The following is a 23,465-nucleotide window of genomic DNA, read 5'->3' as shown; positions in this document are numbered from 1 at the left end:
AAATTAGAGGAGCCCTGTTCACCCGGCAGGTTCACTGCCGGACGGGTGTTGCTTTTGGAGGGGTGCTCCCTGAAGTTTTCGACCTTCCCTTGTTGCTACCGTCCCGCGCTCTCGGCAAGGGACCCGCAAGGGGGGGATATTTCACTTGAGACGACACGAGGAAACTTCCATGGCTTCGACGCAGATGGCGGCCGTGAGCAACGCGCCGACGAAGAACCAGGCCCTGCTCCAGTGGGTGTCCCGCTGCGCGCGGATGACGCAGCCGGACCGCATCGTCTGGTGCGACGGCTCCGAGGAGGAGAAGAAGCGGCTGACGGAGCAGGCGGTGAAGGAGGGCATCCTCATCCCCCTCAACCAGGAGAAGCGCCCTGGCTGCTACCTGCACCGCTCCAACCCCAATGACGTGGCGCGCGTGGAGCACCTCACCTTCATCTGCACGCCCAACAAGACGGACGCCGGGCCCACCAACAACTGGATGGACCCCGAGGAGGCCTACACCAAGCTGGGCCAGCTCTTCGACGGCTGCATGAAGGGCCGCACCATGTACGTGGTGCCCTACGTCATGGGCCCGCTGGGCAGCCCCTACGCGAAGATCGGCGTGGAGCTCACCGACAGCATCTACGTGGCGCTCAACATGCGGATCATGACGCGCATGGGGAAGGGCGCCCTGGACATGCTGGGCGAGTCGGACGACTTCAACCGCGGCCTGCACAGCACCGGCGACGTCAACCCGGACCGCCGCTACATCTGCCACTTCCCCCAGGACAACACCATCTGGAGCTTCGGCTCCGGCTACGGCGGCAACGTGCTGCTGGGCAAGAAGTGCCTGGCGCTGCGCATCGGCAGCTACCTGGGCCGCGAGGAGGGCTGGCTGGCCGAGCACATGCTCATCCTGGGTGTCACCAGCCCCCAGGGCGAGACGACCTACGTGGCCGCCGCCTTCCCGTCCGCCTGCGGCAAGACGAACTTCGCGATGATGATTCCGCCCGGCGAGTACAAGGGCTGGAAGGTGGAGACCGTCGGCGACGACATCGCCTGGATGCGGCCCGGCCCGGACGGCCGGCTGTACGCCATCAACCCCGAGGCGGGCTACTTCGGCGTGGTGCCGGGCACCAACAACAAGACCAACCCCAACGCGATGGCCACCATCGCCAGGGACACCCTGTTCACCAACGTGGCGATGACGCCCGACGGGGACGTGTGGTGGGAGGGCAAGGACGGCGAGGTGCCCTCCGAGCTCGTCGACTGGCAGGGCAAGCCCTGGAAGCCGGGCAACGGCGAGAAGGCGGCGCACCCCAACAGCCGCTTCACCGCTCCGGCCTCCAACAACCCGGCGATCAGCCCCAAGGCGAATGATCCGCAGGGCGTGCCCATCAGCGCCATCATCTTCGGCGGGCGCCGCTCCACCACCGTCCCGCTGGTGCTCCAGGCCTTCAACTGGACGCACGGGGTGTTCCTGGGCGCCACCATGGGCAGCGAGACGACGGCCGCGGCCACCGGCAAGGTGGGCGTGGTGCGCCGCGACCCGATGGCCATGCTGCCCTTCTGCGGCTACCACATGGGGGACTACCTCCAGCACTGGCTGGACATGCAGAAGTCCATCACCCACCTGCCGAAGATCTTCCAGGTGAACTGGTTCCGGCAGGACAAGAACGGCAAGTACCTGTGGCCCGGCTACGGCGACAACATGCGCGTGCTGGAGTGGATCGTGAACCGCGTCAACGGCCGCGTGCCCACCCAGGAGACGCTGCTGGGCTGGGTGCCGCGCCAGGGTGACATCAACACCAAGGGCCTGGACATCTCCCCGGAGGCCATGGCGGAGAGCACCTCCATCAAGGCCGACGAGTGGAAGGCCGAGCTCAAGAGCCAGGAGGTCTTCTTCGAGCAGCTGGGCACCAAGGCGCCCGAGGCGCTCATGCTCCAGCGCAAGCTCCTCATCTCGCGCCTGGGCCACTAGCCACCTCGCTCCTCGACCGAGGGCGCTCCGGGGCCGTCCCGCCTTCCAGGCTGGGCGGCCCCGCTGTTTTCCGGGCTGGGGATTTCCCCCGCGGCCCGGGGTCCTCTGCCAGCCGGGTGCGCCTCTTCGCCCGGCGGCGGGTTCGGCGCTAGGCTGGGCCCATGAGACTGGCTTTCCTGTTGTCGATGACCCTGGCGCTGGCGCCCGTGGCGGCGTGGGCCCAGAAGGGCGCGAAGAGCCCCGCCGCGCTCGTGAAGGAGGGCGAGCGGCTGTACAACGCCGGCAAGTATCGCGAGGCGGCCGAGGTGCTGAAGAAGGCCCAGGAGGCCCAGCCCAACCCGAAGCTGCTCTACAACATCGCCCGCTCCCACGAGCAGGCCGGCGACCTGAAAGAGGCGCTCAGCTACTACCAGCAGTACGTGGGCACGAAGACGGAGGAGTCGGACCCCACGCTGCTGAAGCGCTCGGCGCTGGCCATCGACCGGCTGCGGGTGCTCATCGACAAGGAGGAGAAGACCGCCGCCGCGGCCGAGGCCGAGCGCAAGCGCCTGCAGGAGGAGGCGGAGGCGGCCCGGAAGAAGGCCGAGGAGGAGCAGGCCGCCGCCCGGCGCGCCGAGGAGGAATCCCGGAAGCAGCGGGCCGCCGAGTACGAGCGGGCCATGCTCTCCTACCGCCGCTCCCGGCTGGCCGCCTTCGGCCTGGGAGGCCTGTCCGCCGCCAGCGTGGGCGCGGGCATCTTCTTCGGCCTCCAGGCGCGGGATGCGCGCAAGACGTTCGACAAGGCCACCAACGTGGAGGGCAAGGAGACGGCGGCCGATGACGTCCGCGGCAAGGCGCTGCTGGCGGACATCGGCTTTGGAGTGGGCCTGGCCGCCGCCATCGGCGCCATCATCGTCTTTCCCAAGGAAGGCCCTCCCGCGGAGGGAGAGGTACGGATGACGCTCGCCCCGGCTGGCGCTGGGGCGGGTGTGGAGGTGAGCTTCTGATGCGCGCGCTCGGATCCCTGATGCTGTCGGCGGCCCTGCTCGGTGGCTGCAGCCTCACCACCGCGGGTGGACTGTCGGAGTGCGAGACCAGCACCGACTGCGGAGAGAACCAGGTGTGCACGGCGAACTTCTGCGTGCCCCTGCCCGCCGGCTGCGGCGAGCGGTATGGCGACCCCAGCGCGGACGCGGTGCAGATCGGCGCGGCGCTGCCCCTGAGCCTGTCGGCGACGAACCCCGACGCGGGCAAGGACGAGTCCGAGCAGCAGGGCATCAACGCCATCCTGCTCGCGCTCGAGGAGATCAACCAGCGCGGCGCGGCGGGCAAGAAGCTCGCCCTGCACTTCTGCGACACCGCCGGGGATCCCGCCCGGACGGCGCTGCAGACGCAGTGGCTCGTCACCGAGAAGAAGATCGTCGCGCTGATGACGGGCGGGAGCACCCAGACGCTGGCGGCGTCGGAGGTGACGCTGAAGAACAACGTGCTGACGATGAGCTCCAGCGCCACCTCGCCCGAGCTGGCTGGCGTGGCGGACAGGAATGGCGGCACCGTGGGCCTGCTGTGGCGCACCGCCCCCTCGGACGTCATCCAGGGCAAGGTCGTCGCCAACCTGCTCGCCACCGACTCGCGCTTCGCCTCGGCGACGAAGATCGGCCTGCTCTACCTGGATGACCCGTACGGCCAGGGCCTCTTCAACGTCATCACCGGGCTGCTCAAGCCCCCGGCCAAGATCGTCAAGGCGTTCCCCTACACGCGCAGGACGGAGTCGACGATCACCTCGGCGGTGACGAAGCTGGATGCGGAGGATCCCGACCTGACCGTGGTGGTGGGCTTCGAGGATGACGCGTCGCTCATCGTCAAGCGCGCCAGCAACACGACCCACCTCAAGGCGAGCGCGGGGCACCGGTGGTTCTTCACGGACAGCGCCAAGGATCAGGCGCTGCTGGAGGACGCGACCGTGAAGGCCCAGGTCCAGGACGCCTACGGCACCGCGCCAGCGCCGAACGGTGGCCAGGCCTTCGACTCCTTCCAGTCGCGCTTCATCGCGAAGTACGGCCGGGACCCCTCCAACTTCTCCTTCACCGCGCACAGCTACGACTCGATGTACCTCTTCGGCCTCGCGGTGGCCTACAGCCAGGGCACCTCGGGCACGGTGACGGGGCCGAAGATGGCGGAGGGGCTCACCAGGCTGTCGAGCGGCAAGTCCTACCAGCTCACCTCCGTCAACTTCCTCGACGCGGCGGGCGACCTGGCCGCCAACCGGAGCATCGACGTGGAGGGCGCCAGCGGCAGCCTGCTCTTCGACGACACGGGCGAGGCGCCCTCGCCCATCGAGCTGTGGCAGGTGACGAACGACGTCTTCAGGCAGGTGGCGACCGTCCCGCCGCCTCCGTAGCCGCCGGGGAGCACCTCGCGCGCTGGCTCAGGCTCCCTGCGCCAGCGTGCGGACGAGCGGGCCGAGCGCGGACTCGAACACGTCCGCGGGCGGCAGCAGCGACAGCACCAGGAAGGCGCCGCCCGCGAAGTCGTAGAAGTAGCCAGGCTGCACCACCAGCCCCGCCTCCAGGAGCGCCAGGCACGTGGCCTCCTCGCCCGGCTCGCGGGGGATGCGAAGCACCGCGCTCCATCCGCCGTGAGCGGGCACCACGTCCCACGTGGCCTCCGAGGGCCGCGCGGCCAGCAGCCGCCGACGGTTCTCCTTCACCCGCCGCAGGAGCGCGGCCTGGAAGCGTGGCGCGTGCGCCAGGAGCGCCGGCAGCGCCTGCTGCACCGGCGTGCCCACCGAGAGGAAGGCGTCCGCCACCCACTCGAGCCGCGCCAGCGCCTCGTCCCTCACCGCCTCGGGCCCGCCCACGTGCGTCCAGCCCAGCTTCAGTCCGGGCAGCCCCGCCACCTTGGAGAGCCCGGAGAGGGAGAACGTGAGCATGGGCAGCGAGCGCCCCGCCACCGTGGACACCCGCTCCGGCTCCGTGTCCCACGCGAAGTCGGAGAACACCTCGTCGGAGATGAGCGCCATTCCCGTGTCCGCGCACACCTTCGCCAACGCGGCCAGCTCGCCCTCGTGGAGGTAGTGGCCGGTGGGGTTGCCCGGGTTGATGACGAGCACCGCTCGGCTGCGCGCGTCCCGGGCGGCGGCCACCTCCTCCACGTCCAGGCCGAAGCCGTGGGCGCGTGGCAGGCGGTAGGGACGGATCTCCACGCCCTCCAGGCGCGCGAGGTACTCGAAGAGCGGGTAGCTGGGGGCCGGGACGAGCACGTTGTCTCCCGGCTCGCACAGCAGCTTGAAGAGCCACCCGTAGGCCTCGCTGGTGCTCGCCGAGAGGATCAGGTGCGCGGGGGAGACAGTCACTCCACGCGAGGCGAGGTGCGTCGCCACGGCCTCTCGCGCGGTGAGCAGGCCCTGGGGCTCGGGCGCGTAGGTGAAGGCTTCTGAGGTGGCCAGCAGCTCGGGCGCCGGCTGGGGCAGCCCCACGCGCGTGGGGTTGGACTCGGTGAGGTCCACCAGCGGCTCCCCTCGTGCCTTGCGCTCGGCCAGGGCCCGCGCCAGGCGGTTCCACGTCCGAGGGAAGTCGGTGCGAGAGGAGAAGCCGCTCACAGGCCCGTCTGCAGCATCGCGCTGGCGACGCGGCGGATCAGCTCGCGGCGGAGCTCCGTGCGGCAGTGCTCGACGGCCTGCTCCGGAGGTCGCGTCTGGGCGCGCTTCTTGGAGCGCAGCGCGGTCCGAATGACGAGTTCGACCTTGGCGGGCTCGATCTGGAAGAGCCGATTCCCTTCCTTCTTGAGGAAGTAGGTGAGCCCGCGGGTGTCGAGGAGCTTCTGCAGGTAGCGCCTGGCGTCCGCCAGGAGCGTGAGGTCGATGATGTCCGCCATTCGCGATCGGGGTTCTCGCGCAGATCAAAAGACGCGTCCATTTCACGGCCACGACACCCGAAAACTTGCGCGACCTGTAGCACTCCGAACGCGGCGGAGGCCGATTTATCGGCCTCTGGCGCGATGTGGGAGAAGCGGACTCAGGGCCGCGCGGAACGCGGCGTGGCGGCGCCGCGCATCGCGATGGAAAGGAACTGGACCGAGCACGCGAAGTCCATGTCGCTCTTCCAGCAGCAGGCGGTTGTCGCGCTCGGAGGTGTCACGCGTGGGCGTGCTCCGGCTCAGCAGCACGGCGCGCACCGAGAGCCCTCGCTCGGCCAGGGTGCGCAGCGACAGGGCGGTGTGATTGAGCGTGCCCAGGCCCGCGCGAGCCACCAGCAGCACGGGGAGCTGCAGCACGCCGATCAGATCGATGACGTCACGCCGGGAGTCGAGCGGGACGAAGAGGCCGCCCGCGCCCTCCACCACCACGGGCCCCTGCCGCAGCCGCTCCCAGGCGGCGAGCGTGGTGTTCCAGTCCGGCTCCCGGCCGAGACGGCGGGCCGCCACTCCCGGGGCCAGGGGCGCGCGGAAGCGGTGCGGGCAGACGGCGTCCACGGGCAATTCGCTCCGGGCCGCGGCGCGCATGGCGAGCGCATCCGACGGAGCCGCCAGGGAGGAGCACCCGCTCTCGTAGGGCTTGAAGCCCTGGGGCCGCAGTCCCGCATCCGCGAGCAGGGACAGCAGCGCGCAGGAGGCCTGCGTCTTTCCCACGCCGGTGTCCGTACCGGTGACGAAGAGCTGGAACGGCTTGTCCTCGCGCTCCGCGAACGGATCCTTCGGGAGCGGTTCTGGTGTCCTATCCGGCACGGTGCACTCCGAGCTGCCGCAGCACTTCCAGTGCGAGATCGATATGACCTTCGGTATGGGCCGCGGAGAGACAGAAGCGCAGGCGGCTGGTGCCCTCGGGAACGGTGGGCGGGCGGATGGCCTTCACCAGCAGGCCTCGCTCCCGGCAGCGGCGAGCGGCGTCCATGGCCGCGTCCGCCTCGCCGAGGATGACGGGGAAGATGGCGCAGCGAGGCTCGGCGGGGACGCCCAGGGCGCGCAGCCCCTTGGCGAAGCGCCGGATGTTGCGCCACAGCCGCTCGCGCAGCGGGACGTCCCCTTCCACCACGTCCACGGCGGCCTCGGCGGCGGCGCAGAGGGCCGCGGGCAGCGAGGTGGAGAAGACGAAGGGACGTGCGCGGTTGAGGAGCAGGTCCGCCACGGCCCGCGAGGTGGCCACATAGCCCCCCAGACACCCGAGCGCCTTGCTCAGCGTGCCCACGCGCAGGTCCACCTCCGCCTCGACGCCCAGCTCCTCGCACAGCCCGGCGCCTCGGGCTCCGAGCACGCCGGTGGCATGGGCCTCGTCCACCAGCAGCGCGGCGCCGTGCTCTCGACAGGCGGCGAGGAGCTCTCGCAGCGGGGCGAGGTCTCCATCCATGGAGAACACCGTGTCGGTCACCACGAGCTTGCGGCGTGCCGGCGTCTGCGCGAGGGCCCGCGCGAGCGCCTCGGCGTCCGCGTGCGGATAGACGACCACGCGCGCGCGCGACAGCCGACACCCGTCCACGAGCGAGGCGTGGTTGAGCGCATCGGAGAACACCGCGTCCCCGGAGCCCACGAGCGCGGGGATGATGCCGGTGTTGGCGGCGAAGCCCGTGTTGAACAGGAGCACGGCCTCGGCGCGCTCGAAGGCGGCCAGCCGCGCCTCCAGCCGATGGTGCAGCGGCGTGTCGCCCACCACGACGCGGCTGGCGCCGGTGCCCACGCCATGGCGCTCGAAGGCCGCCACCGCCGCGGCCCTCAAGGTCGTCGAGGAGGCCAGGCCCAGGTAGTCGTTGGACGAGAAGTTGATGAACGTCTCGCCGCCCACCTGCACCACGGCGCCCTGGGCGGGCTCCAGGGGCTCCAGGTAGCGGCGCAGGCCGCGCGCGGAGAGGGACTCCAGGTCCTCCCGGGCCCACGCCGTGGCGATGCCCTCTGCTTCCCGGCGCATGGGGCTAGCGCGACACGTCCGGCTCGAGCGGCTTGATGCCGGCCTTCTCGAGCAGCGCCATGTCCTGGGTGTACTCGGGGTTGCCGGTGGTCAGCAGCTTCTCGCCGAAGAAGAGCGAGTTGGCGCCCGCGAGCATGCACAAGAGCTGCGCCTCCTCGTTCATCTGCTTGCGGCCCGCCGACAGGCGCACCATGGACAGGGGCATGAGCAGGCGCGCCGTGGCGATGGTGCGCACCATCTCCACCGTCTCCACGCGCTTCTCGTTGGCCAGCGGCGTGCCCTCCACGGCGACCAGCGCGTTGATGGGCACGGACTCGGGGTGCACTTCCTGGTTGGCCAGCGTCAGCAGCAGCTTGCAGCGGTCATCCACGGACTCGCCCAGGCCGATGATGCCGCCCGAGCACACGGAGATGCCGGCCTGGCGCACGCGCTCCAGCGTGTTGAGCCGGTCCTCATAGGTGCGCGTGGAGATGATGTCGCCGTAGTGCTCGGCGGAGGTGTCCAGGTTGTGGTTGTAGGCCGACAGGCCCGCCTCGCGCAGGCGCTTCGCCTGGCTCTCGGTGAGCATGCCCAGCGTGGCGCAGGCCTCCATGCCCAGCTTGCGCACGCCCTTCACCATCTCCAGGACGCTGTCGAACTGGGGGCCGTCCTTCACCTCGCGCCAGGCGGCGCCCATGCAGAAGCGGGTGGCGCCGGCGGAGCGCGCGCGGGCGGCGGCGTCCAGCACCTCCTGCACGGCCATGAGCTTCTCGGCCTTCACCCCCGTCTTGTAGCGAGCCGCCTGCGGGCAGTACGAGCAGTCCTCCGGGCAGCCGCCCGTCTTGATGGACAACAGCGAGCACAGCTGCACCTTGTTGTCCTGGAACACCGCGCGGTGCACCGTCTGCGCCTTGTGGATCAGCTCCAGCAGGGGCAGCTCGTAGAGGGCACGCACCTCGGGCAGCGTCCAGTCGTGGCGGACGGTGACTCCCGGGGGCGGCGCGGCGAAGTGGGCGTGGCCGTGGAAGGACTCGGCGTCGGACATGGGGCTTGGGGCTCCTCGGTGGGACGAGCCGCGCAAACTGCTCGGACGCCCGAGGGTTGTCAACGCTCGGGCGCCGACAGGTTGACGAGTCCGAAGCCCACGGTGCGACAAATCCTCACACCGCACTGGGGCCGTCCGCCGCCGAGGGGTTAGCGGCGGTTGCGCCGCTCCCGGAGCCGCTCGCGCTGCTCCTGCCTGCGCTCCTGGAACCTTCGCTCCAGAGGAAGGTGGCGCAGCTTCTCCACCCGCTCATGGGCGGCGCGGACGAAGCGATGGAAGCGCCCCTGGGGGCCGACGAAGCGCTCCCGGAGGGCCCTCTCGCGCAGGAAGCGCACGCGCTCTCCGCCTCGGACCTGGTGCACCTGACGCGCCTCCGGCCGAGCCTGCCCCGGAGCGCTCCCGTCATGCTGCACCTCGACGAGCCCCTCCTCCACGTCCACGCGCGTCTCCTCGCCGGCCACCTCCACCTGGAAGGTGGTGCCGCGCACTCCGGCGACGGCGCGCTCGGTGGTGACGTCGAACTTGGCGGAGGAGCCCGCCACGGCCTTCTTCACCCTGGCCCACACCGTTCCGACCAGGAGGCGGGCGGAGAAGCCCTTGCGCTCCAGCCCGGCGAAGGTGGCCTCGTCGATGCGCAGCTGGGAGCCGCCCGCGAGCACCAGGGTGCTCTCGTCCGTCAGGAGCAGGGCGAGGTTGCCTCCGTCCTTCACCGCCAGGACATCCCCCACCTCGATGGCCGAGCCCTCCTCGAGCGCCTCGACGGCGCCTCCCGAGGCCGTGCGGGTGGCCTCGCCCTCGAGCTGGGCGACGCGTCCCACCTCCGCCAGCGCGGGCAGGGCGAAGAGACACGTCAACCAGAGCAGCGGGCGATACATGGAAGAACCTCCGAGGGAGCAGCGCTCAGTCTCGCCTAACACACCGAGCGCCCGAAAGTTGCGGACGCCTCGGGGGGACGACACCCCGGCCCGGAAGGAGCAGCTCGACAGGGACCCGAGCCCCGCTCACTTCTTGCCGCGCTTCTTCCGCGCGACGACCTCCTCATAGGCCGCCTGGAGCCCAGCGAGCACCGAAGGCCCCGTCGCCCGCGCGCCGAGGTGGAGGCTGCGCAGCTCGGCCATGAAGGCCTCCCAGAGCGACGGGCCGCCCTCTTCCAGCAGCTGCGCGCGGATCGACAGCTCCTCGGAGACGGGCGTGTGGCGGCGGCCCCAGGCCCCCATCTGCGCCAGCAGGGGCACCAGCTGGATGGAGGGCTCGGTGAGGCTGTAGATGGCCTTCTGCTTGTGGGTCGGATCGTCGCGCCGCGACAGCAGCCCGATCTCCACCAGCCGCTTCAGCCGGTCGGCCAGGATGTTGGAGGCAATCCCCTCCTCCGACTGGTTGAGCAGCTCGCGATAGTGGCGGCGGTTGCCAAACATGATGTCGCGGATGACGATCAGGCTCCAGCGGTCGCCCAGCATCTCCAGCGTCAGGTTGATGGGGCATCCCGACCGGTGCTCCTCCTTCATCGCGCAGCTCCTCTCCGAGACTGCTTGCAAAATAAGAGCGGTCTACCTACAACGCAACTGATTGCAGGTCCGCATGAGAAAGGAAGCTGATCTTGATCCGAGTGACCGCGTTTCGATGGGTGCCGCCGTTTGCGCAGGGGCTCGTGCGTGACCACCGCGTGCGGTGGGCCCTCGAGGAGGCGGGCCTGGCCTACGAGGAGCGGCTGATCGGACCGGAGGACCAGAGGACCGAGAGCTTTCTCCGTCAGCAGCCCTTCGGACAGGTGCCCGTGTACGAGGAGGACGACCTGGTGCTCTTCGAGTCCGGCGCCATCGTGCTGCACATCGCCGAGCGCTCCGAGGCGTTGATGCCCACCGAGCCTCGAGCCCGGGCCCGCGTGAAGGCCTGGATGTTCGCGGCGCTGAACTCGGTGGAGCCGCACGTCATGAACTACACCTCGCTGGACGTGTTCCACGGTCAGGAGGAGTGGGCCCGGCTGCGCAAGCCGTCGGCGCTCGCGATGGCGGAGTCGCGGCTGTCGGGTGTGGCGAAGTGGCTCGAAGGCAAGGAGTACCTCGAGGACCGCTTCACGGCCGGCGACCTGCTCATGACGACGGTGCTGCGCATCCTGCGCGATACGGATGTGCTGAAGAGGATGCCGGTCCTGGAGGCCTACCGCCTGCGGTGCGAGGCGCGGCCCGCCTTCCAGAGGTCGCTGGCCGCGCAGCTGGCGCCCTTCGCCCGGAACGCGCCCCCGGCCCCCAAGGGGTAGACGCGCGCCCCTCCGCTACCCGGCGGCGGGGAGCCGACGGCTTCGGCACGGAGCGGTCGAGCAGGAGCGCCCACCCCTCCTTCCGCCGCTGCCACAGCCGGACGTAGTACTCGAGCCTCTCCAGTCTCCCGTCGCTGCCAGCCTGACCAACACCGAGTACTCTCCGTGCGTGCCCTTTCACGCCCAAAGGATGATTCCATGAACCCGCCTCCTCCCCATTTCGCGCAGCTCGCGGAGGAGCTCGGCGCCAACGCCTCCTCTCCAAGCTCTTCGCGCAGGCAGGGAATCGGCGCTCGAAGGTCATCCCCACTCCGACGGCGATGAGCATCACCGAAGCTGTCGCGGCCTGAATCCCACCCACGTGCCAACCCCGGCTGGAGGGAGCCCCCGAACATGAAGGTGATCTACCTCTGTGTAAGCCTGCTGCTGTGTGGCGTCCTCTTCGGCTCCGCCTCGGGCTGCGGAGTCGAGACGGACGAGCCCCCTTCCTGCAAGACGGAGCCCGAGACCTGCAACCAGCTGGACGATGACTGCAACGGCACCGTGGATGATCTCGCCGGCGAGCCCTGCTACCAGGGCCCGGAGGGAACGCGAAACGTGGGCACGTGCCGAGCGGGCAAGCCCGCCTGTGGAGACGGCAACATCGTCTGCGCCGGCCAGGTGCTCCCCACCGCCGAGGTGTGCAACGGCAGGGATGATGACTGCGACGGCTCCGTGGACGAGGAGTTCGACTTCCAGACGGGGCAGGACACCTGCGGCCGGTGCGACCGGGCCTGCACTCCGATGGAGCTCTGCGTGGCGGGGCAGTGCACGCGTCGCAAGGAGGTGGTGTGCGACAACGCCCTGGATGATGACAACGACGCCGCGGTGGACTGCGCCGACACGGACTGCAGCACCCTGCCGTGTGGCCCCGGCTGTAGCTGCATCGGCGGCAAGAGGGCGGAGACGAGCTGCGCCAATGGCGAGGACGATGAGGGGGACACCCTCGCGGACTGCCTGGATCCCGACTGCGACACGCGCTCGTGTGGGGCCGGCTGCCTGTGCCTGGAGCTCCAGAAGGGCGAGGGGGACTGCGTCAACACCGTGGACGACGACGATGACACGCGGGTGGACTGCGCGGACTCGGACTGCAGCGACAGGTCATGCGGTGATGGGTGCGTCTGCCAGGGCGGCGTGAGGGTGGAGCTCCTGTGCGATGACCACGTCGACAATGACGGTGACTCCAAGGTGGACTGCGTGGACCCGGACTGCACCGACAAGTTCTGCGGGCTGGGCTGCCTGTGCGGCCCGCCCAACAACGAGGAGGTGGCGTGCTCGGACGGCCTGGAGAACGACGGCGACGGGCTCGTGGACTGCGCGGACCCGGATTGCAACGGCATGTCCTGTGCTCTGGGCTGCCTCTGCGTGAATCTCTCGAGAAGGGAGGTGGCATGCGGGGACTCCCTGGACAATGACGGCGACACGCGGATCGACTGCCAGGATCCGGACTGCAACGGGGAGCAGTGCTCCTCGAGCCCGGGAGCCGTGTGCATCTCGACAGTCTGCTCGGAGACTCGCTGCAACGACTCCCTCGACAACGACAACGATGGGCGGGTCGACTGCGCGGACAACAACTGCGAAGGCCTCCCATGCCAGACCTCCAGCGGGCAGACCGGCAGGTGCAATTCAGGCACGTGCCAGTGACAGCAGCGAGTCCGTCAAGCCGCTGACTCCCGCCCGTCTCCGAACACCGGCACGTCGAGTGGTGCCAGCGGAGAACGGCGCCCCGTCATGGCGTGACAAGTTGCCCGCCGCGCGGCGCGCGGATGACAAAGTGGCAGGAGCTCCGCTCCTTGCGACTACCGCTCGAGCGTCTTCATGGCCTGCCGGACCCAGGCGCGGCGGTGCTCTTCCACGCTGAAGTCGAGCGGGACGAACTTCTGGAAGAGGCCCGGCAACATCCCCAGCAACAGGATCGCCGCCCAGATCTGCGAGAGCGCGATCCGCAGCTCCTCGCCCGACAGGTGCGGCACCGCTGGCGCGATGCGCGGCACCAGCTCCGTCAGGAACGCGTTGAGCCGCTTCACCGCCTGGCCCTCGTAGGACTGCTTCACCAGCGCGTCGCGCAGGTGCGCGTGCGCGATGCGAGGAAAGCGCGTCGCGTGCACCAGGTAGTCCTCCAGCACCTTCGCGAGCGCCGCCTTCTCCTCCAGCCCGCTGGCCCGCTGCGTGTCGAAGTCGCTGAGGATCTCTCCGAACGCCTGCTCCAGCGTGCTCTCCAGCACCTGGGCGATCAGGTCGTCCTTGCTGCCGAAGTAGTAGTTGATCGCGGCGCTGTTCACTCCCGCCTCACGCGCGATCTCCCGGATCCCCGTGGCCTCCAGCCCGGCTCGCTCGACGCAGGTGATTGCAGCTTCAAGGATTCGGAGGCGGACGGACGGGTTCTTCTCTGCCATGGCTAGCAAACCCCTGTAACCATTGAGACTCTTCAGTTCCTGTTGATCAACCCCGGGCTTTAATCTACTGATTTAATCATCTGATTAAAACCGGGGAGTAAGTCCATGGATTCAAGCAGCGGTAAGACTAGCCCGGATCGCCCGGCGGCCGGACGGTTCTCTCGGCGCCTGGCGCTGGGGGGAGCGGGGCTGTTCTTCGGCGGTGCACTCGCGGCCATGGGGGCGCAGCGGGCCGCCCGTCCCGCGTCGAAGGACATTCCCGGCATCAAGCCGAGCAGCGGGGCCTGGCACGATCTGCGGTTCACCGGCGACGGCCTGATGGACAACCAGCTGCTGTGGTACCTCGGCCACGCCACCAGCGGCATGAGCGACGTCGGCGAGTGCCTCGAGACGGCCTGGCGCATCCGCCCTGGCGAGGAGAAGAGCTGGTTCGACGCGTGGCTCGAGACGGCGGAGCGGGTCCACCGCATCGCGGACACCGCCCAGGCCCGAGGCCACGCCGTGAGCGCGGGAGAGACGTACGCGCGCGCGGCCAACTACTACCGGGCGGCGACGATGCACTACACCGACCGGAGCGATCCCCGGCTCCTGGAGGCCACGCGCCGCGCCGCGACCACCTTCGAGACGTCCAACACGCTGCTGGGCTACCCGGCGCAGCCGCTCGACATTCCCTACGAGGGGACGTCGCTGCCCGGCTACTTCATCCGCTCGCCGTACGCGAAGGCCTCCGCGCCGGTGCTCCTGCTGCACCAGGGGCTGCACGCGTGGCCCGAGGAGACGCGGTGGGTCTATGACGGGGCCTACAAGCGCGGCTACCACGCGCTCATCTTCCACGGGCCGGGCCAGGGCCGGGCGCTGCGGGAGAAGGGCCTGTCCTTCCGGCCTGACTGGGAGCGCGCGGTGAGCCCGGTGGTGGATGCCGCCGAGCGCATCGCCGGGGTCGATCCCAAGCGCATCCTCCTGATGGGCCTGTCCTTCGGAGGCGCGCTGGCCCCACGCGCGGCGGCGTTCGACCGGCGGATCGCCCTGTGCATCGCGAACCCGGGCGTCCTGAGCTGGTGGGAGGCCATGACGAGCCACTTCGAGCGCTTCGTGCCGGGGGTCCTCTCCCTGCTGCGCTCGCAGCCGGAGATGTTCGACAAGGCGATCCACCGGCTGGCGGACGGGTGGCCCACGGCGCAGTACTGGCTCCGAGACGTGCAGTGGAAGCACGGCGCCCAGACACCGGCGCAGATCTTCCAGAAGCTCTCCGAGTTCGACAACACGCCCGTCGTCAGCCGCATCTCCTGCCCGGTGCTCATCATGGAGGGCACCGCGGAGGACGCCAGCCCCGGGCAGTCCCAGAAGCTGTACGACGCGCTGAAGGGGCCCAAGCACCTGATGGTGTTCACGGAGCAGGATGCCGCGCCCCTGCACTGTCAGGCGGGCGCGCTCGCGCTCGCGGCGCAGCGGATGTTCGACTGGATCGACGAGAACGTCTGAGCGTCGAAGGGGGGATGACATGAGAGGAACACTCGTCACGCTGCTGCTGCTGTGTGCCACCGCGGGGGCCCAGGAGCCGCCTCTGACAGTCGAGGCGTCGGAAGGCAGCCTCAGCGTGGTGCCCTTCGCGCTCCCGGCCTACCAGCCGGAGACGAGCTGGCTGCTGGGGGGCGCGGCCGCGCTCGTGTACCAGCCGCCAGAGAGCAGCGGACGCCGGGAGTCGCAGCTGCTGCTCGCGGGCGCGGCGAGCCTGCGCAAGCAGTTCTCGCTCATTCTCTCGTCCGACGTGTACGCCCTGGAGGACCGGCTGCACCTGGGCGGCACCCTCAGCGCGGCGCGCTTCCCGGACCTCTTCTTCGGCATGGGAGGCGCGACGAGCGCGAGCGCGGAGGAGCCCTACACCCCCACCTATCATGAGGTGGAGCTCAGCCCGAAGTGGCGGGTCCTTCCGTCGCTCTACGTGGGCCCGAGTGGCCGCCTCTACGTCGCGGAGATCGACAATCCGGCTCCTGGAGGAATGCTCGACCAGGGCGACGTGCCCGGCGCGCGAGGAGGGACGACGGTCCAGCTGGGCGTCTCGGCGCTCTGGGACACGCGTGACAGCACGCTGTACCCCCGAAGCGGCGCCCTGGTCCGCGCGCAGGCACGCATGGCCCTGCCGGCGCTGGGCTCGACCGCCGCGTACAACCTGCTGCGCATCGACGGCCGGGGCTACCTGACGATGCCCTACGCCCCCCACGTCCTCGCCGTGCACGCGCTCATCGAGCTTCGCGGCGGCGAGCCGCTCTTCTATGACACCGGCAAGCTCGGCAGCGCCGAGATGATGCGGGGCTACTACGAGGGCCGCTTCCGCGACCGGCAGCACCTAGCCCTGCAGGCCGAGTACCGCGCGCCCCTCTTCTGGCGCGTGGGCGGAGTCGTCTTCGGCTCGGTGGGCAACGTGGGCCGGAGCCTGGACGAGGAGCTGCTGTCGGACCTCAAGCCCGGGGCCGGCGTGGGTCTGCGAGTGGCTCCCGTGGCGGACGTTCCGGTGAACATCCGGCTGGACGTCGCGTACGGCAGCCAGCTCTCCTTCTACCTGAACGTCGGCGAGGCCTTCTGAGGCGCAGGGCCGCGTAACCGACCAGGGGCTGGCTCCGTACTGGAGGAAGGCTCAGCCGCGAGCCCCACCCTCCCCGAGAGAACCGCCCATGTCCCCGCGCACCCCTGCCCTGCCCCTCCTGCTCCTGCTCGCCAGCGCCTGCGGGCCCTCCTCCTCCGTGGACGAGGGCCTGGGCATGGTCCACGAGCTCGACACCTCCGAGGCCGGCATCACCGCCTTCGTGCGCGAAGGCCTGTACAAGGAGTGGCTCGCCGAGCCCTCCGTCCACGAGACGCGAGCCCCTCACGGCAGCAAGGTCCGCGTCTTCTTCAACGACATCGTCACCGAGTCGCTGCGCGCCGGGAACGCCACCCATCCCGTGGGCAGCATCCTCGTCAAGGAGCTGTACAAGGACGACGGCAAGACGCTCCGAGGCCATGCCCTGGACGTGAAGATCGCCGAGGGCCCCGGCAAGGACACCTGGCTCTTCTACGAGGGCTTCGGGCCCGACTACTCCAACAACTACTATGGTCGCGCCCACTCCACCTGCCACGGCTGCCATGAGGCCGGGCAGGACTACGTCACCTCGCCGCTGCCCTGAGCCTCTCAGCCGGCGCGGGAGCCCAGCCGGACCAGCCGCCCCGGTCGCTCGTCGGTAATGACGCCGTCGCGCTGCACGGCGCGTCCCGCGACGAACGTCGCCAGGTAGCCCTCCGCGGTCTGCACGAAGCGCTTGCCGCCCGCGGGCAGATCGTACCGCAGCTCCGGGGAGCGGAGCCCCAGCCGCGACGGGTCCATCACGTTGAGATCGGCGCGCATCCCCGGAGCGATGACGCCACGGTCGGTGAGCCCCAGGTAGCGCGCGTTTCGCGCGGACAGCATCTCCACCAGCCGCTCCACGGGCAGGCGCTCCCGCTCCCGATCCCGGGACCACCAGGTCAGCATGAAGGTGGAGAAGCTGGCGTCGCACACCGTGCCCACGTGCGCGCCCGCGTCCGAGAGCCCCGCCAGCGCTCGCGGATGCTCGAGCATCCGGCGCACCACGTCGAGCGAACCCCCGTTGTAGTTGAAGATCGGGAAGTAGATCAGGCTCGAGCCGTCGCCCTCGCACAGGTAGTCGTAGAGCGTGGCGAGCACCGGCTGCCCGCTCCGCTTCGCGCGCACCAGGAAGGAGTCAGCCAGGGTGGGCTCGTAGTTCGGCCGAGCGCCGAGCGGGAACATGCGCGCGCTGATGAGCTCGATGCGCTGCAGCAGGATGTCCACCAGCGGCGGAATGGGCGTGCCATCACCGGCCAGCCGCTCGGGCTTCTCGGAGAGGATGCGCGCCCTCCGGGAGGGATCGCGCAGGGCCGCGGCTCGCTCGGCCCGTGGCAGGCCGGCGAGCTCCTTGTAGCCCGGGAAGCCGATGAAGGGATGGAAGCTCGCGTCCAGCCCCAGCAGCACGCCGACGCCGCGCGCGGCCGTCTGCAGGTACAGCGGCAGCCCGCGCGTGACCGCCGCCTCCACTCGCGCCTGGATGGCTTCGTACTGCTCGCCGCCCGGGTCCCGCTGCAGCCACGTCATCGACAGCGGCCGGCCGGCAGCGCGCGCGAGCTGCTCGACCAGGTCGAACTCGGCATGGAACCGGCCCGCGTCACGCAGCAGATCGAAGTCGCTGACGACCTGCACCACGCCATGCTGGAGCCCTTGGAAGGCCCGCGCGAGGCCCTCGAGCTCGGCGGCGCTCGCCTCCGAGGCGGGTGTCTCCCGGCCCTCGGCGGTGCGGTGGTTGTCGGTGCGGCCGGTGGTGAAGCCCGCCGCTCCCGCCTGGAGCGCCTCGCGCAGCAGCTGCCGCATCTCGGCGATGTCCTCGGGCGTCGCGGCCTGGTTCGCCTCGGCCCGCTCGCCCATGACGTAGATGCGCAGCGGGTCGTGCGGCACCTGCACGAGGAAGTCCAGGCTGTGCGGCATCGCCGCCAGCGCGTCCATGTACCGCGGGAAGCCCTCCCAGCCCCAGCGGATGCCCTCGGCGAGCGCGGTCCCCGGAATGTCCTCGACGCCTTCCATCAGGCGGATGAGCCGCTCCTGCCCGTTCGGGCGCACCGGAGCGAAGCCGACGCCGCAGTTGCCCATCATCAGCGTCGTCACGCCATGGTGGATGCTGGGCGAGAAGGTCTCGTCCCAGGTGGCCTGCCCGTCGTAGTGGGTGTGGATGTCCACGAAGCCAGGCGTCACCCAGGCGCCCGGGACATGCAGGCGCTCGCGGGCGGGCTCGGTGATGCGCCCCACCTCGACGATGCGCCCATCGCGAATGCCAACGTCCGCGGTGCGCGGTGCGGCACCCGAGCCGTCGACGACGGTACCTCCCTCAAGCAGCAGATCGAGCATCCTTCCTCCTCCAGAGCGCCGCCAGTGTGAGGCCAGACACAATGTGCCAGATCCCCCACAGGCTGGCGACGACGACCATCCCCACATCCGAATGGAATTGAACGGCGATGATGCCGAGCGCCAGCCCCGAGTTCTGCATGCCGCCCTCCAGCATGACGGCGCGGCGGTCGCGCTCGGAGACGCCCATGGCCATCGCGGAGAGCCAGCCGAACGCCAGCCCGCCCGCGTTGTGCAGCACCACCAGCACCAGCTGGGGCAGGAGCTTCGGCGTCAGCAGGTGGCTCTGGCGGAACACCCCGAGCCCGATGAAGGCGAGCAGCGCGACCAGGCTGAAGTTCGCCAGCGGCTTCTGGAGCCTGGCGGTCGCGCCGGGCAGCTTGTGGCTGAACACCAGGCCCAGCGACATCGGCACCGCCAGGATGAGCACCAGGTTGATCCAGACGTCCGACGGGTCCACCGCCAGGTCGCGCAGCCAGGACGCCGTCACCGGGTTGGCGGCCATCATCCAGCCGAAGTGGAAGGGCGTGAGCACCAGCGCCAGGAGGCTGGCCACGGCCGAGATGCTGATGGACAGCGCCGTGTTGCCGCCGCCGTAGTGGGTGAGGACGTTGCTGAGGCTGCCCCCCGGGCAGGACGCCACGAGGAGCATCGCCGCCTCGACAGGAGCCGGCAGCTCGAGCAGGAGCGTGGCCAGCCAGGTGCCCACCGGCAGCAGGACGAACTGCGGAATCAGGCCGCACACCACGCTGCCCGGAATCCGGGTGACGCGCCGGAAGTCCTCCACGCGAAGCTCCAGCGCCACCGAGAACACCATCACCGCGAGGACGAGGCTCAGCAGGAGTTGCTGCGCGGTCATTCAAGGGCTCCTCGGGAGCCAGGCTTCAGCTCAGTCCGGGTAGCCTAACGCGAAGTCCCCGCCGATGGAGCCTCGAGCCACTCGAGCGGCATCTTCCCCACCGAGCGGCTTCCCTTCTCCCGGGCCAGCTCGAGCTGGGTGCGAAGCGCCTCCGACTCGCGCAGGGGGCTCCGGGAGAGCTCCCGCACGAAGGTGGCCGCGGACTCGTACCCCTGGATGGCCTTGTAGAGGGCCATCGCCCCCGCGGCCGAGACCTTGCTCAAGGAGACGCGGAAGACCTTCTGGCAGAGCGCGTCATCCTCGATGTCCGCGAGCACCTCATACCGGCCCAGCTCCAGGAGCGCTTCCACCACCGCCTCGAGGAGCCCCTCCACGAGGGTGACGCCTCCCTCGCGCCTGGCCGCCTCCACGATGCTGGGATACGAGACCTTGAAGAAGGACTCGCCTGCCTTGGCCAGCATCGTCACGAGGTCTCCTCGAAGCTCCTCCACCCGCCACAGGGCGACCATCATCCGGGCAGAGACTTCGGGGTGCCGTTCCGTCGTCCGCTCCTGGAGGTACCACGCGACAAAAGACCGCTCCTGCTGCGTGAGGCCCTGGGCCTGCCGCGTGACGAGGCGCTCCACGATGGGCTGATATGCCCCCCACGAGAGGTTCGCCTTCTGGGCGTGCCGCAGCGCGGCGAAGACCTCCTCGGGTGCCACCGCGTCCCCGGAGAGGTGGCGATCGATTCGCGTGAAGGCCTGGATGTCCGCTTCCTGCTCCGCCCGTGTGTAGGACGGAGGAGGCCAGCGAGCGACGAGGTCCCGGAGCTGCTGCTGCACGAGCAGATCGCCGAGGGCCTTGAAGGGTGCCTTGCGCGGAGTGGGGAGCGTCACGCCCCGTGGCAGCGGGTTTCCCCCCGACTGGCGCAGGAGCGCGGCGAGCAGCTCGGGCTCGGCCTCGAGCTCGGGGTGGCGCTTGCGCAGCCGCAACAGCGCCCTCAGGGCGGGCGGCGAGGGCCGGAGCGGCTCGAGCCGGGGCCGGGGCAGCGAGGGTGCCGTGGCCTCCTCGGCGAGCGAATACCGGGCCGCGATGCGCAGCGCCACCCGTCGCGCCAGGCGGCCGACCCGGTTCCGTCCGAGGTACTGGATCACGATGGCCGGGTTGCGCGCCGAGGCATAGCGACGCGTGATGACCCGGATGAGCGCGTCCTCGGCGGTCCTGACACAGCTCCCACACCCGCTCGACACCTCCGGGAGCCACCGCCAGAGCGGCTCGATGCGGTCGCACAGGTTCAAGGACACCGCGACCGGCAGCTCCGCGGCGAAGGCGGGGAGCAGGGAGAGGCTCTGGTGCTCCAGTCCGTGATCGTCGAAGCGCGGGGCATTCCGCCTCGAGGCGAGCGCGGCGGAGACGAGCGCCTGGGCGATCTCCTCGGTCCTGGGGAAGCGCGGGAGGTGGTCCGCCACCTCGTTGGCCGAGCGCCAGTCTGCAATCCGCCCCGCGAGCTCCAGGAATGGGAGCGGTCCCTCCTCGGCGGCGCGGCGCATCGCCACGGTCGCCAGGAGCTGGCAGGAGCGTGCCTCCGTGACGAGGCGCGCCGCGGGCATCCGAGAGAGGAGCCACTCCGCCGCGCGGCCACGGATCCCGGAGGTCCACCACCCGCGACTCAGCGCCGCGAGCACCGCGCCTTCGTCACCGCTCCGGAGGGCGTTGAAGATGCGCGCCTCCTGGCGGAGCTCGGCGGTCATGAGGCGTGGCACGGGCTGCCCCAGCGACGCGCAATAGTCCGCGGTGGAGACATCCTCCCCCATCTCCTCGTCGCCCACGACGCCGTCGTCGTACCAGAAGCCAGGGTGGATCTCCCGAGGCATCCCCGACGAGACGAAGGGCAGGCGCGTGGCCGTGGAGAGCTCGCGACAGAAGTCCCGGAAGATGCGGGCGATGGCCTCCCGGTGAGCGCTGTCGGCGACATAGAGCTGATAGCCCAGGAGCGCGTAGTCCCTCGAGACCGCCAGCAGCTTCCGGGCGACGATCTGCCCTCGCGCGTCCCGCAGGTAGATGACGGCCTTGTTGACGTCCACGGCGTTCAGGACCGTGGAGGCGGCGTTGCACCCCTCCAGGAGCGACAGGCACGTGTCGAACGGGATGCCCATGCGGAGGACCTCGATGGGGTCCTGCTCCCGGCAGATGCGGTACGGCTTGCCGTCCACGCTCACCTCGCGCGAGCGCGGCGCGAGCCACTCCTCCACGTTGAAGTGCAGCCGCGCCTCGGAGAGATAGGCCCGGTTCCTGGGGAACGTCCGCGCGACCTCCACCCCCGCGGCCGCGGCGCGCAGGAGCGAGCCGAGCAGCTCGCGGTTGTCCTCCACCACCAGATAGAACCGGATCGCGTCGCGCCAGGCGGGCGTGAGGCTCGCGAGCGAGATGCCCCAGACCTCCTTCAAGATGCGCAGGAAGACGGCGTCGAGCTTGCGCTCATAGGCCAGCGCGGAGAGCTCACGCACCCGCTCCGCGAGCCTGCGGCGGGTCCTCTCGGGGGTGCCCGTGGCCACCAGGCCGGCCTCGAGTCGGGCCAGGCGCTCCTCCTGGGCGTCCGAGCGCGTGGAGAGGCCGGTGAGGTGAGCCCTCTCCCGAGCCAGGCGCTCCGCGCGCTCGAAGTCCGCACGCAGGCGCTGAGATAGCGGGTCGGAGATGCCCGCGAGGCGCGCCACGTGGACGAAGCGGTCGAGCAGCGCGTCGTCGCCGAGCCACGTGGCGAACTCGGGGAAGGCCTCGCGCCCGGCTCCGGGGGATGTGCCGGACAGCTCGGCGACGATGGAGGCGGCCTCGGCCGGGCGGCGCTGGAAGAGCCCCAGCGTCGCGTCCAGCCGCGCGAGCGCCTGCTCCGTGGAGTCGGGAGCGGCCCGCGTGTGGTGATTCATCAGGCAGACGGCGAGGACCGCGAGCTCCTCCTTGCGGGGCACACGGAGCCTGGCGAAGGCCTCCGGGGTGAACGGGAGATCGATCCCGAGCGTGGCGTAGTGGGGAACGAGCGTGCACACCCAGTCCACATAGGCCTCCGCCATCGAGGAGCCGGGCTTCAGCCTCGCGAGCTCCTTGATGCGGCCCAGCGCCGCCACCTTGCGGACCTTGTCGATGGACAGGCCAGCCTCGACCAGCGAGGCGATGGGCTCCACCGCGTAGCCAGGCTCGATTCGCTCGAGCACGAGCACCTCGGCGATGGTGAGCTTCCTTCCACCCAGCTGATTGAGCACCGGGCCCAGCCGTTGCAGGCCCTGCTCGATGACCGCGCGAGAGACCTGGAGGAGTCCACCGTCTCGCGGCCGAGGATCGAAGGCCAGGGCGTAGTGGGCGAAGAAGCGCAGCGCCTCCTCGCTGAAGATGGCGCCACGAGGCGAAGGGAGGCGCGCGAGCATCTCCTCGAGCAGGTGCGCCAGGGACTGCTCGACGGCCTCGCGCGCGGTGTCTCCGTGGAGGAAGCCCATCACCTCCAGCACGCGCAGGAACCAGGGAGGGTGGGCGCCGTCGCGCGCTTCAGCGGGGCGCTCCGCGGCATGCATCACCTCGGCGAGGCGGGCGATGCGGTCACGCTTTCGCGCGATCCAGGCCGCGTCGATGTCGCCATAGCGCCGGAAGATGCGCGGCGCCTCGTGGGTGAGGGCGACGAGGGCGGGCGAGGACTCCAGCACCCGGAGGTCCCGCTGCGCCGCGGCGAGCAGGTGGGGGGTGAGCGCGACCGGTGGCGCGGCCAGCTCCAGCGAGGCCCGGACCGACTCCAGCGTGGGACGCCCCTCCTGGCAGGCCTTCACGAGCGGCCGGGGATCCTTCACACGAAGCGGCTCGAGGAGCACCGCGCCCTCCGAGCAGGCGAGCGCACGTCCCTCGAGCTGCATCAGGTGCGTGAGGCTCCGCTTCAGCTCCTGGATGTCGTGGCTGGCTTTGGGCACCGGTCACCCTCGGAGGCATCAACGGGAGACGCGCACTTATCTGACGACCGGAACGCAACAACCGCCGAGTCCCTGCTTCCTCTTCTCGAGGCCCTGATTTCCACGCCCCAACCCTCGAGGAGAGGCCGTGTCCCACATTCGCCTCCAGCCCCTGCTCACGACGCTCGTGCCCACGTTGGCCCTGGCTACACCATGG

General features: G+C 70.2%; 19 protein-coding genes. 8 read left to right on the top strand and 11 right to left on the bottom strand.

Annotated elements, in window-relative coordinates:
- The first annotated feature begins 169 nt into the window (after positions 1-169).
- The 3 genes from KY572_RS11105 (at position 170) to KY572_RS11095 (ending at position 4,337) form a co-directional block, all read left to right on the top strand.
- Positions 170-1,957 carry a phosphoenolpyruvate carboxykinase (GTP) gene (locus KY572_RS11105; protein ID WP_224242528.1) on the top strand — a complete coding sequence of 596 codons (1,788 nt, stop codon included), beginning with the start codon at positions 170-172 and terminating at the stop codon, positions 1,955-1,957.
- Positions 1,958-2,118: 161 nt separating this feature from the next.
- Positions 2,119-2,943 carry a tetratricopeptide repeat protein gene (locus tag KY572_RS11100; RefSeq protein ID WP_224242527.1) on the top strand — a complete coding sequence of 275 codons (825 nt, stop codon included), beginning with the start codon at positions 2,119-2,121 and terminating at the stop codon, positions 2,941-2,943.
- Complete coding sequence (locus KY572_RS11095; RefSeq protein ID WP_224242526.1) at positions 2,943-4,337, top strand: ABC transporter substrate-binding protein; 1,395 nt, start codon at positions 2,943-2,945, stop codon at positions 4,335-4,337. The genes KY572_RS11100 and KY572_RS11095 overlap by 1 nt, the downstream gene beginning before the upstream one ends.
- A gap of 27 nt (positions 4,338-4,364) precedes the next feature.
- Here KY572_RS11095 and KY572_RS11090 read toward each other — a convergent pair whose 3' ends face one another.
- The 7 genes from KY572_RS11090 to KY572_RS11060 all read right to left on the bottom strand — a co-directional run bounded on the left by KY572_RS11090 (position 4,365) and on the right by KY572_RS11060 (position 10,364).
- Positions 4,365-5,537, bottom strand: a complete 1,173-nt coding sequence (locus KY572_RS11090; protein ID WP_224242525.1) for a pyridoxal phosphate-dependent aminotransferase — start codon at positions 5,535-5,537, stop codon at positions 4,365-4,367.
- Positions 5,534-5,812, bottom strand: a complete 279-nt coding sequence (locus KY572_RS11085; protein ID WP_224242524.1) for a hypothetical protein — start codon at positions 5,810-5,812, stop codon at positions 5,534-5,536. Before KY572_RS11085 ends, KY572_RS11090 begins: the two co-directional genes overlap by 4 nt.
- A 105-nt stretch (positions 5,813-5,917) precedes the next feature.
- Positions 5,918-6,661, bottom strand: coding sequence for a dethiobiotin synthase (bioD, locus tag KY572_RS11080; protein ID WP_224242523.1), 744 nt, complete (start codon positions 6,659-6,661; stop codon positions 5,918-5,920).
- The gene (gene bioF, locus KY572_RS11075) at positions 6,651-7,835 is read right to left on the bottom strand and encodes an 8-amino-7-oxononanoate synthase (RefSeq protein WP_224242522.1); all 1,185 of its coding nucleotides are present in this window, start codon (positions 7,833-7,835) and stop codon (positions 6,651-6,653) included. The genes bioD and bioF overlap by 11 nt, the downstream gene beginning before the upstream one ends.
- Positions 7,836-7,839: 4 nt before the next feature.
- Positions 7,840-8,859 (bottom strand): biotin synthase BioB, encoded by a 1,020-nt coding sequence (bioB, locus tag KY572_RS11070; protein WP_224242521.1) that lies wholly within the window; start codon positions 8,857-8,859, stop codon positions 7,840-7,842.
- A 149-nt stretch (positions 8,860-9,008) separates the two neighbouring features.
- Positions 9,009-9,734 (bottom strand): FecR family protein, encoded by a 726-nt coding sequence (locus tag KY572_RS11065; RefSeq protein ID WP_224242520.1) that lies wholly within the window; start codon positions 9,732-9,734, stop codon positions 9,009-9,011.
- 126 nt (positions 9,735-9,860) lie between these two features.
- Positions 9,861-10,364, bottom strand: coding sequence for a winged helix-turn-helix transcriptional regulator (locus KY572_RS11060; RefSeq protein ID WP_224242519.1), 504 nt, complete (start codon positions 10,362-10,364; stop codon positions 9,861-9,863).
- 101 nt (positions 10,365-10,465) lie between these two features.
- Between KY572_RS11060 and KY572_RS11055 the strand changes: the two genes are divergently transcribed.
- Positions 10,466-11,116: a glutathione S-transferase family protein gene (locus KY572_RS11055; RefSeq protein ID WP_317987838.1), complete on the top strand. Its 651-nt coding sequence runs from the start codon at positions 10,466-10,468 to the stop codon at positions 11,114-11,116.
- A gap of 393 nt (positions 11,117-11,509) precedes the next feature.
- Positions 11,510-12,799: a MopE-related protein gene (locus KY572_RS11050; protein WP_224242517.1), complete on the top strand. Its 1,290-nt coding sequence runs from the start codon at positions 11,510-11,512 to the stop codon at positions 12,797-12,799.
- A gap of 155 nt (positions 12,800-12,954) precedes the next feature.
- Here the strand turns inward: KY572_RS11050 and KY572_RS11045 are convergent, their stop codons facing one another.
- Positions 12,955-13,551, bottom strand: a complete 597-nt coding sequence (locus KY572_RS11045) for a TetR/AcrR family transcriptional regulator (protein ID WP_224242516.1) — start codon at positions 13,549-13,551, stop codon at positions 12,955-12,957.
- A 105-nt stretch (positions 13,552-13,656) separates the two neighbouring features.
- On the opposite strand from KY572_RS11045, the gene KY572_RS11040 reads away from it, so the two are divergent.
- The 3 genes from KY572_RS11040 to KY572_RS11030 all read left to right on the top strand — a co-directional run bounded on the left by KY572_RS11040 (position 13,657) and on the right by KY572_RS11030 (position 16,715).
- Complete coding sequence (locus tag KY572_RS11040; RefSeq protein ID WP_224242515.1) at positions 13,657-15,033, top strand: alpha/beta hydrolase family protein; 1,377 nt, start codon at positions 13,657-13,659, stop codon at positions 15,031-15,033.
- Positions 15,034-15,052: 19 nt separating this feature from the next.
- The gene (locus KY572_RS11035) at positions 15,053-16,135 is read left to right on the top strand and encodes a BamA/TamA family outer membrane protein (protein ID WP_224242514.1); all 1,083 of its coding nucleotides are present in this window, start codon (positions 15,053-15,055) and stop codon (positions 16,133-16,135) included.
- Positions 16,136-16,223: 88 nt separating this feature from the next.
- Entirely contained in the window at positions 16,224-16,715 is a 492-nt protein-coding gene (locus KY572_RS11030) for a hypothetical protein (RefSeq protein ID WP_224242513.1), read from the top strand.
- Positions 16,716-16,720: 5 nt separating this feature from the next.
- Here the strand turns inward: KY572_RS11030 and KY572_RS11025 are convergent, their stop codons facing one another.
- Genes KY572_RS11025 through KY572_RS11015 form a run of 3 tightly spaced genes read right to left on the bottom strand, consistent with a single transcriptional unit; the run spans position 16,721 to position 23,269 of the window.
- Complete coding sequence (locus KY572_RS11025; protein ID WP_224242512.1) at positions 16,721-18,481, bottom strand: N-acyl-D-amino-acid deacylase family protein; 1,761 nt, start codon at positions 18,479-18,481, stop codon at positions 16,721-16,723.
- A complete protein-coding gene (locus KY572_RS11020; protein WP_224242511.1) occupies positions 18,462-19,337 on the bottom strand; it encodes a bile acid:sodium symporter family protein in 876 nt (291 codons plus the stop codon). Before KY572_RS11020 ends, KY572_RS11025 begins: the two co-directional genes overlap by 20 nt.
- Positions 19,338-19,381: 44 nt before the next feature.
- Complete coding sequence (locus KY572_RS11015) at positions 19,382-23,269, bottom strand: hypothetical protein (RefSeq protein ID WP_224242510.1); 3,888 nt, start codon at positions 23,267-23,269, stop codon at positions 19,382-19,384.
- Positions 23,270-23,465 lie beyond the last annotated feature (196 nt).

Origin of the sequence: Hyalangium gracile, assembly GCF_020103725.1 — a bacterium.
Taxonomy (GTDB): domain Bacteria; phylum Myxococcota; class Myxococcia; order Myxococcales; family Myxococcaceae; genus Hyalangium; species Hyalangium gracile.
The sequence above is the reverse complement of the archived record's forward strand: the minus strand, read 5'-3'. Positions and strand labels throughout refer to the sequence as shown.

Excerpts from the sequence above, each read along its gene's own strand:
- KY572_RS11105 (WP_224242528.1), top strand. The coding sequence starts at position 170 with ATGGCTTCGACGCAGATGGCGGCCGTGAGCAACGCGCCGACGAAGAAC.
- KY572_RS11100 (WP_224242527.1), top strand. The coding sequence starts at position 2,119 with ATGAGACTGGCTTTCCTGTTGTCGATGACCCTGGCGCTGGCGCCCGTG.
- KY572_RS11095 (WP_224242526.1), top strand. The coding sequence starts at position 2,943 with ATGCGCGCGCTCGGATCCCTGATGCTGTCGGCGGCCCTGCTCGGTGGC.
- KY572_RS11085 (WP_224242524.1), bottom strand. The coding sequence starts at position 5,812 with ATGGCGGACATCATCGACCTCACGCTCCTGGCGGACGCCAGGCGCTAC.
- bioF (WP_224242522.1), bottom strand. The coding sequence starts at position 7,835 with ATGCGCCGGGAAGCAGAGGGCATCGCCACGGCGTGGGCCCGGGAGGAC.
- bioB (WP_224242521.1), bottom strand. The coding sequence starts at position 8,859 with ATGTCCGACGCCGAGTCCTTCCACGGCCACGCCCACTTCGCCGCGCCG.
- KY572_RS11065 (WP_224242520.1), bottom strand. The coding sequence starts at position 9,734 with ATGTATCGCCCGCTGCTCTGGTTGACGTGTCTCTTCGCCCTGCCCGCG.
- KY572_RS11060 (WP_224242519.1), bottom strand. The coding sequence starts at position 10,364 with ATGAAGGAGGAGCACCGGTCGGGATGCCCCATCAACCTGACGCTGGAG.
- KY572_RS11050 (WP_224242517.1), top strand. The coding sequence starts at position 11,510 with ATGAAGGTGATCTACCTCTGTGTAAGCCTGCTGCTGTGTGGCGTCCTC.
- KY572_RS11045 (WP_224242516.1), bottom strand. The coding sequence starts at position 13,551 with ATGGCAGAGAAGAACCCGTCCGTCCGCCTCCGAATCCTTGAAGCTGCA.
- KY572_RS11040 (WP_224242515.1), top strand. The coding sequence starts at position 13,657 with ATGGATTCAAGCAGCGGTAAGACTAGCCCGGATCGCCCGGCGGCCGGA.
- KY572_RS11035 (WP_224242514.1), top strand. The coding sequence starts at position 15,053 with ATGAGAGGAACACTCGTCACGCTGCTGCTGCTGTGTGCCACCGCGGGG.
- KY572_RS11030 (WP_224242513.1), top strand. The coding sequence starts at position 16,224 with ATGTCCCCGCGCACCCCTGCCCTGCCCCTCCTGCTCCTGCTCGCCAGC.
- KY572_RS11025 (WP_224242512.1), bottom strand. The coding sequence starts at position 18,481 with ATGCTCGATCTGCTGCTTGAGGGAGGTACCGTCGTCGACGGCTCGGGT.
- KY572_RS11020 (WP_224242511.1), bottom strand. The coding sequence starts at position 19,337 with ATGACCGCGCAGCAACTCCTGCTGAGCCTCGTCCTCGCGGTGATGGTG.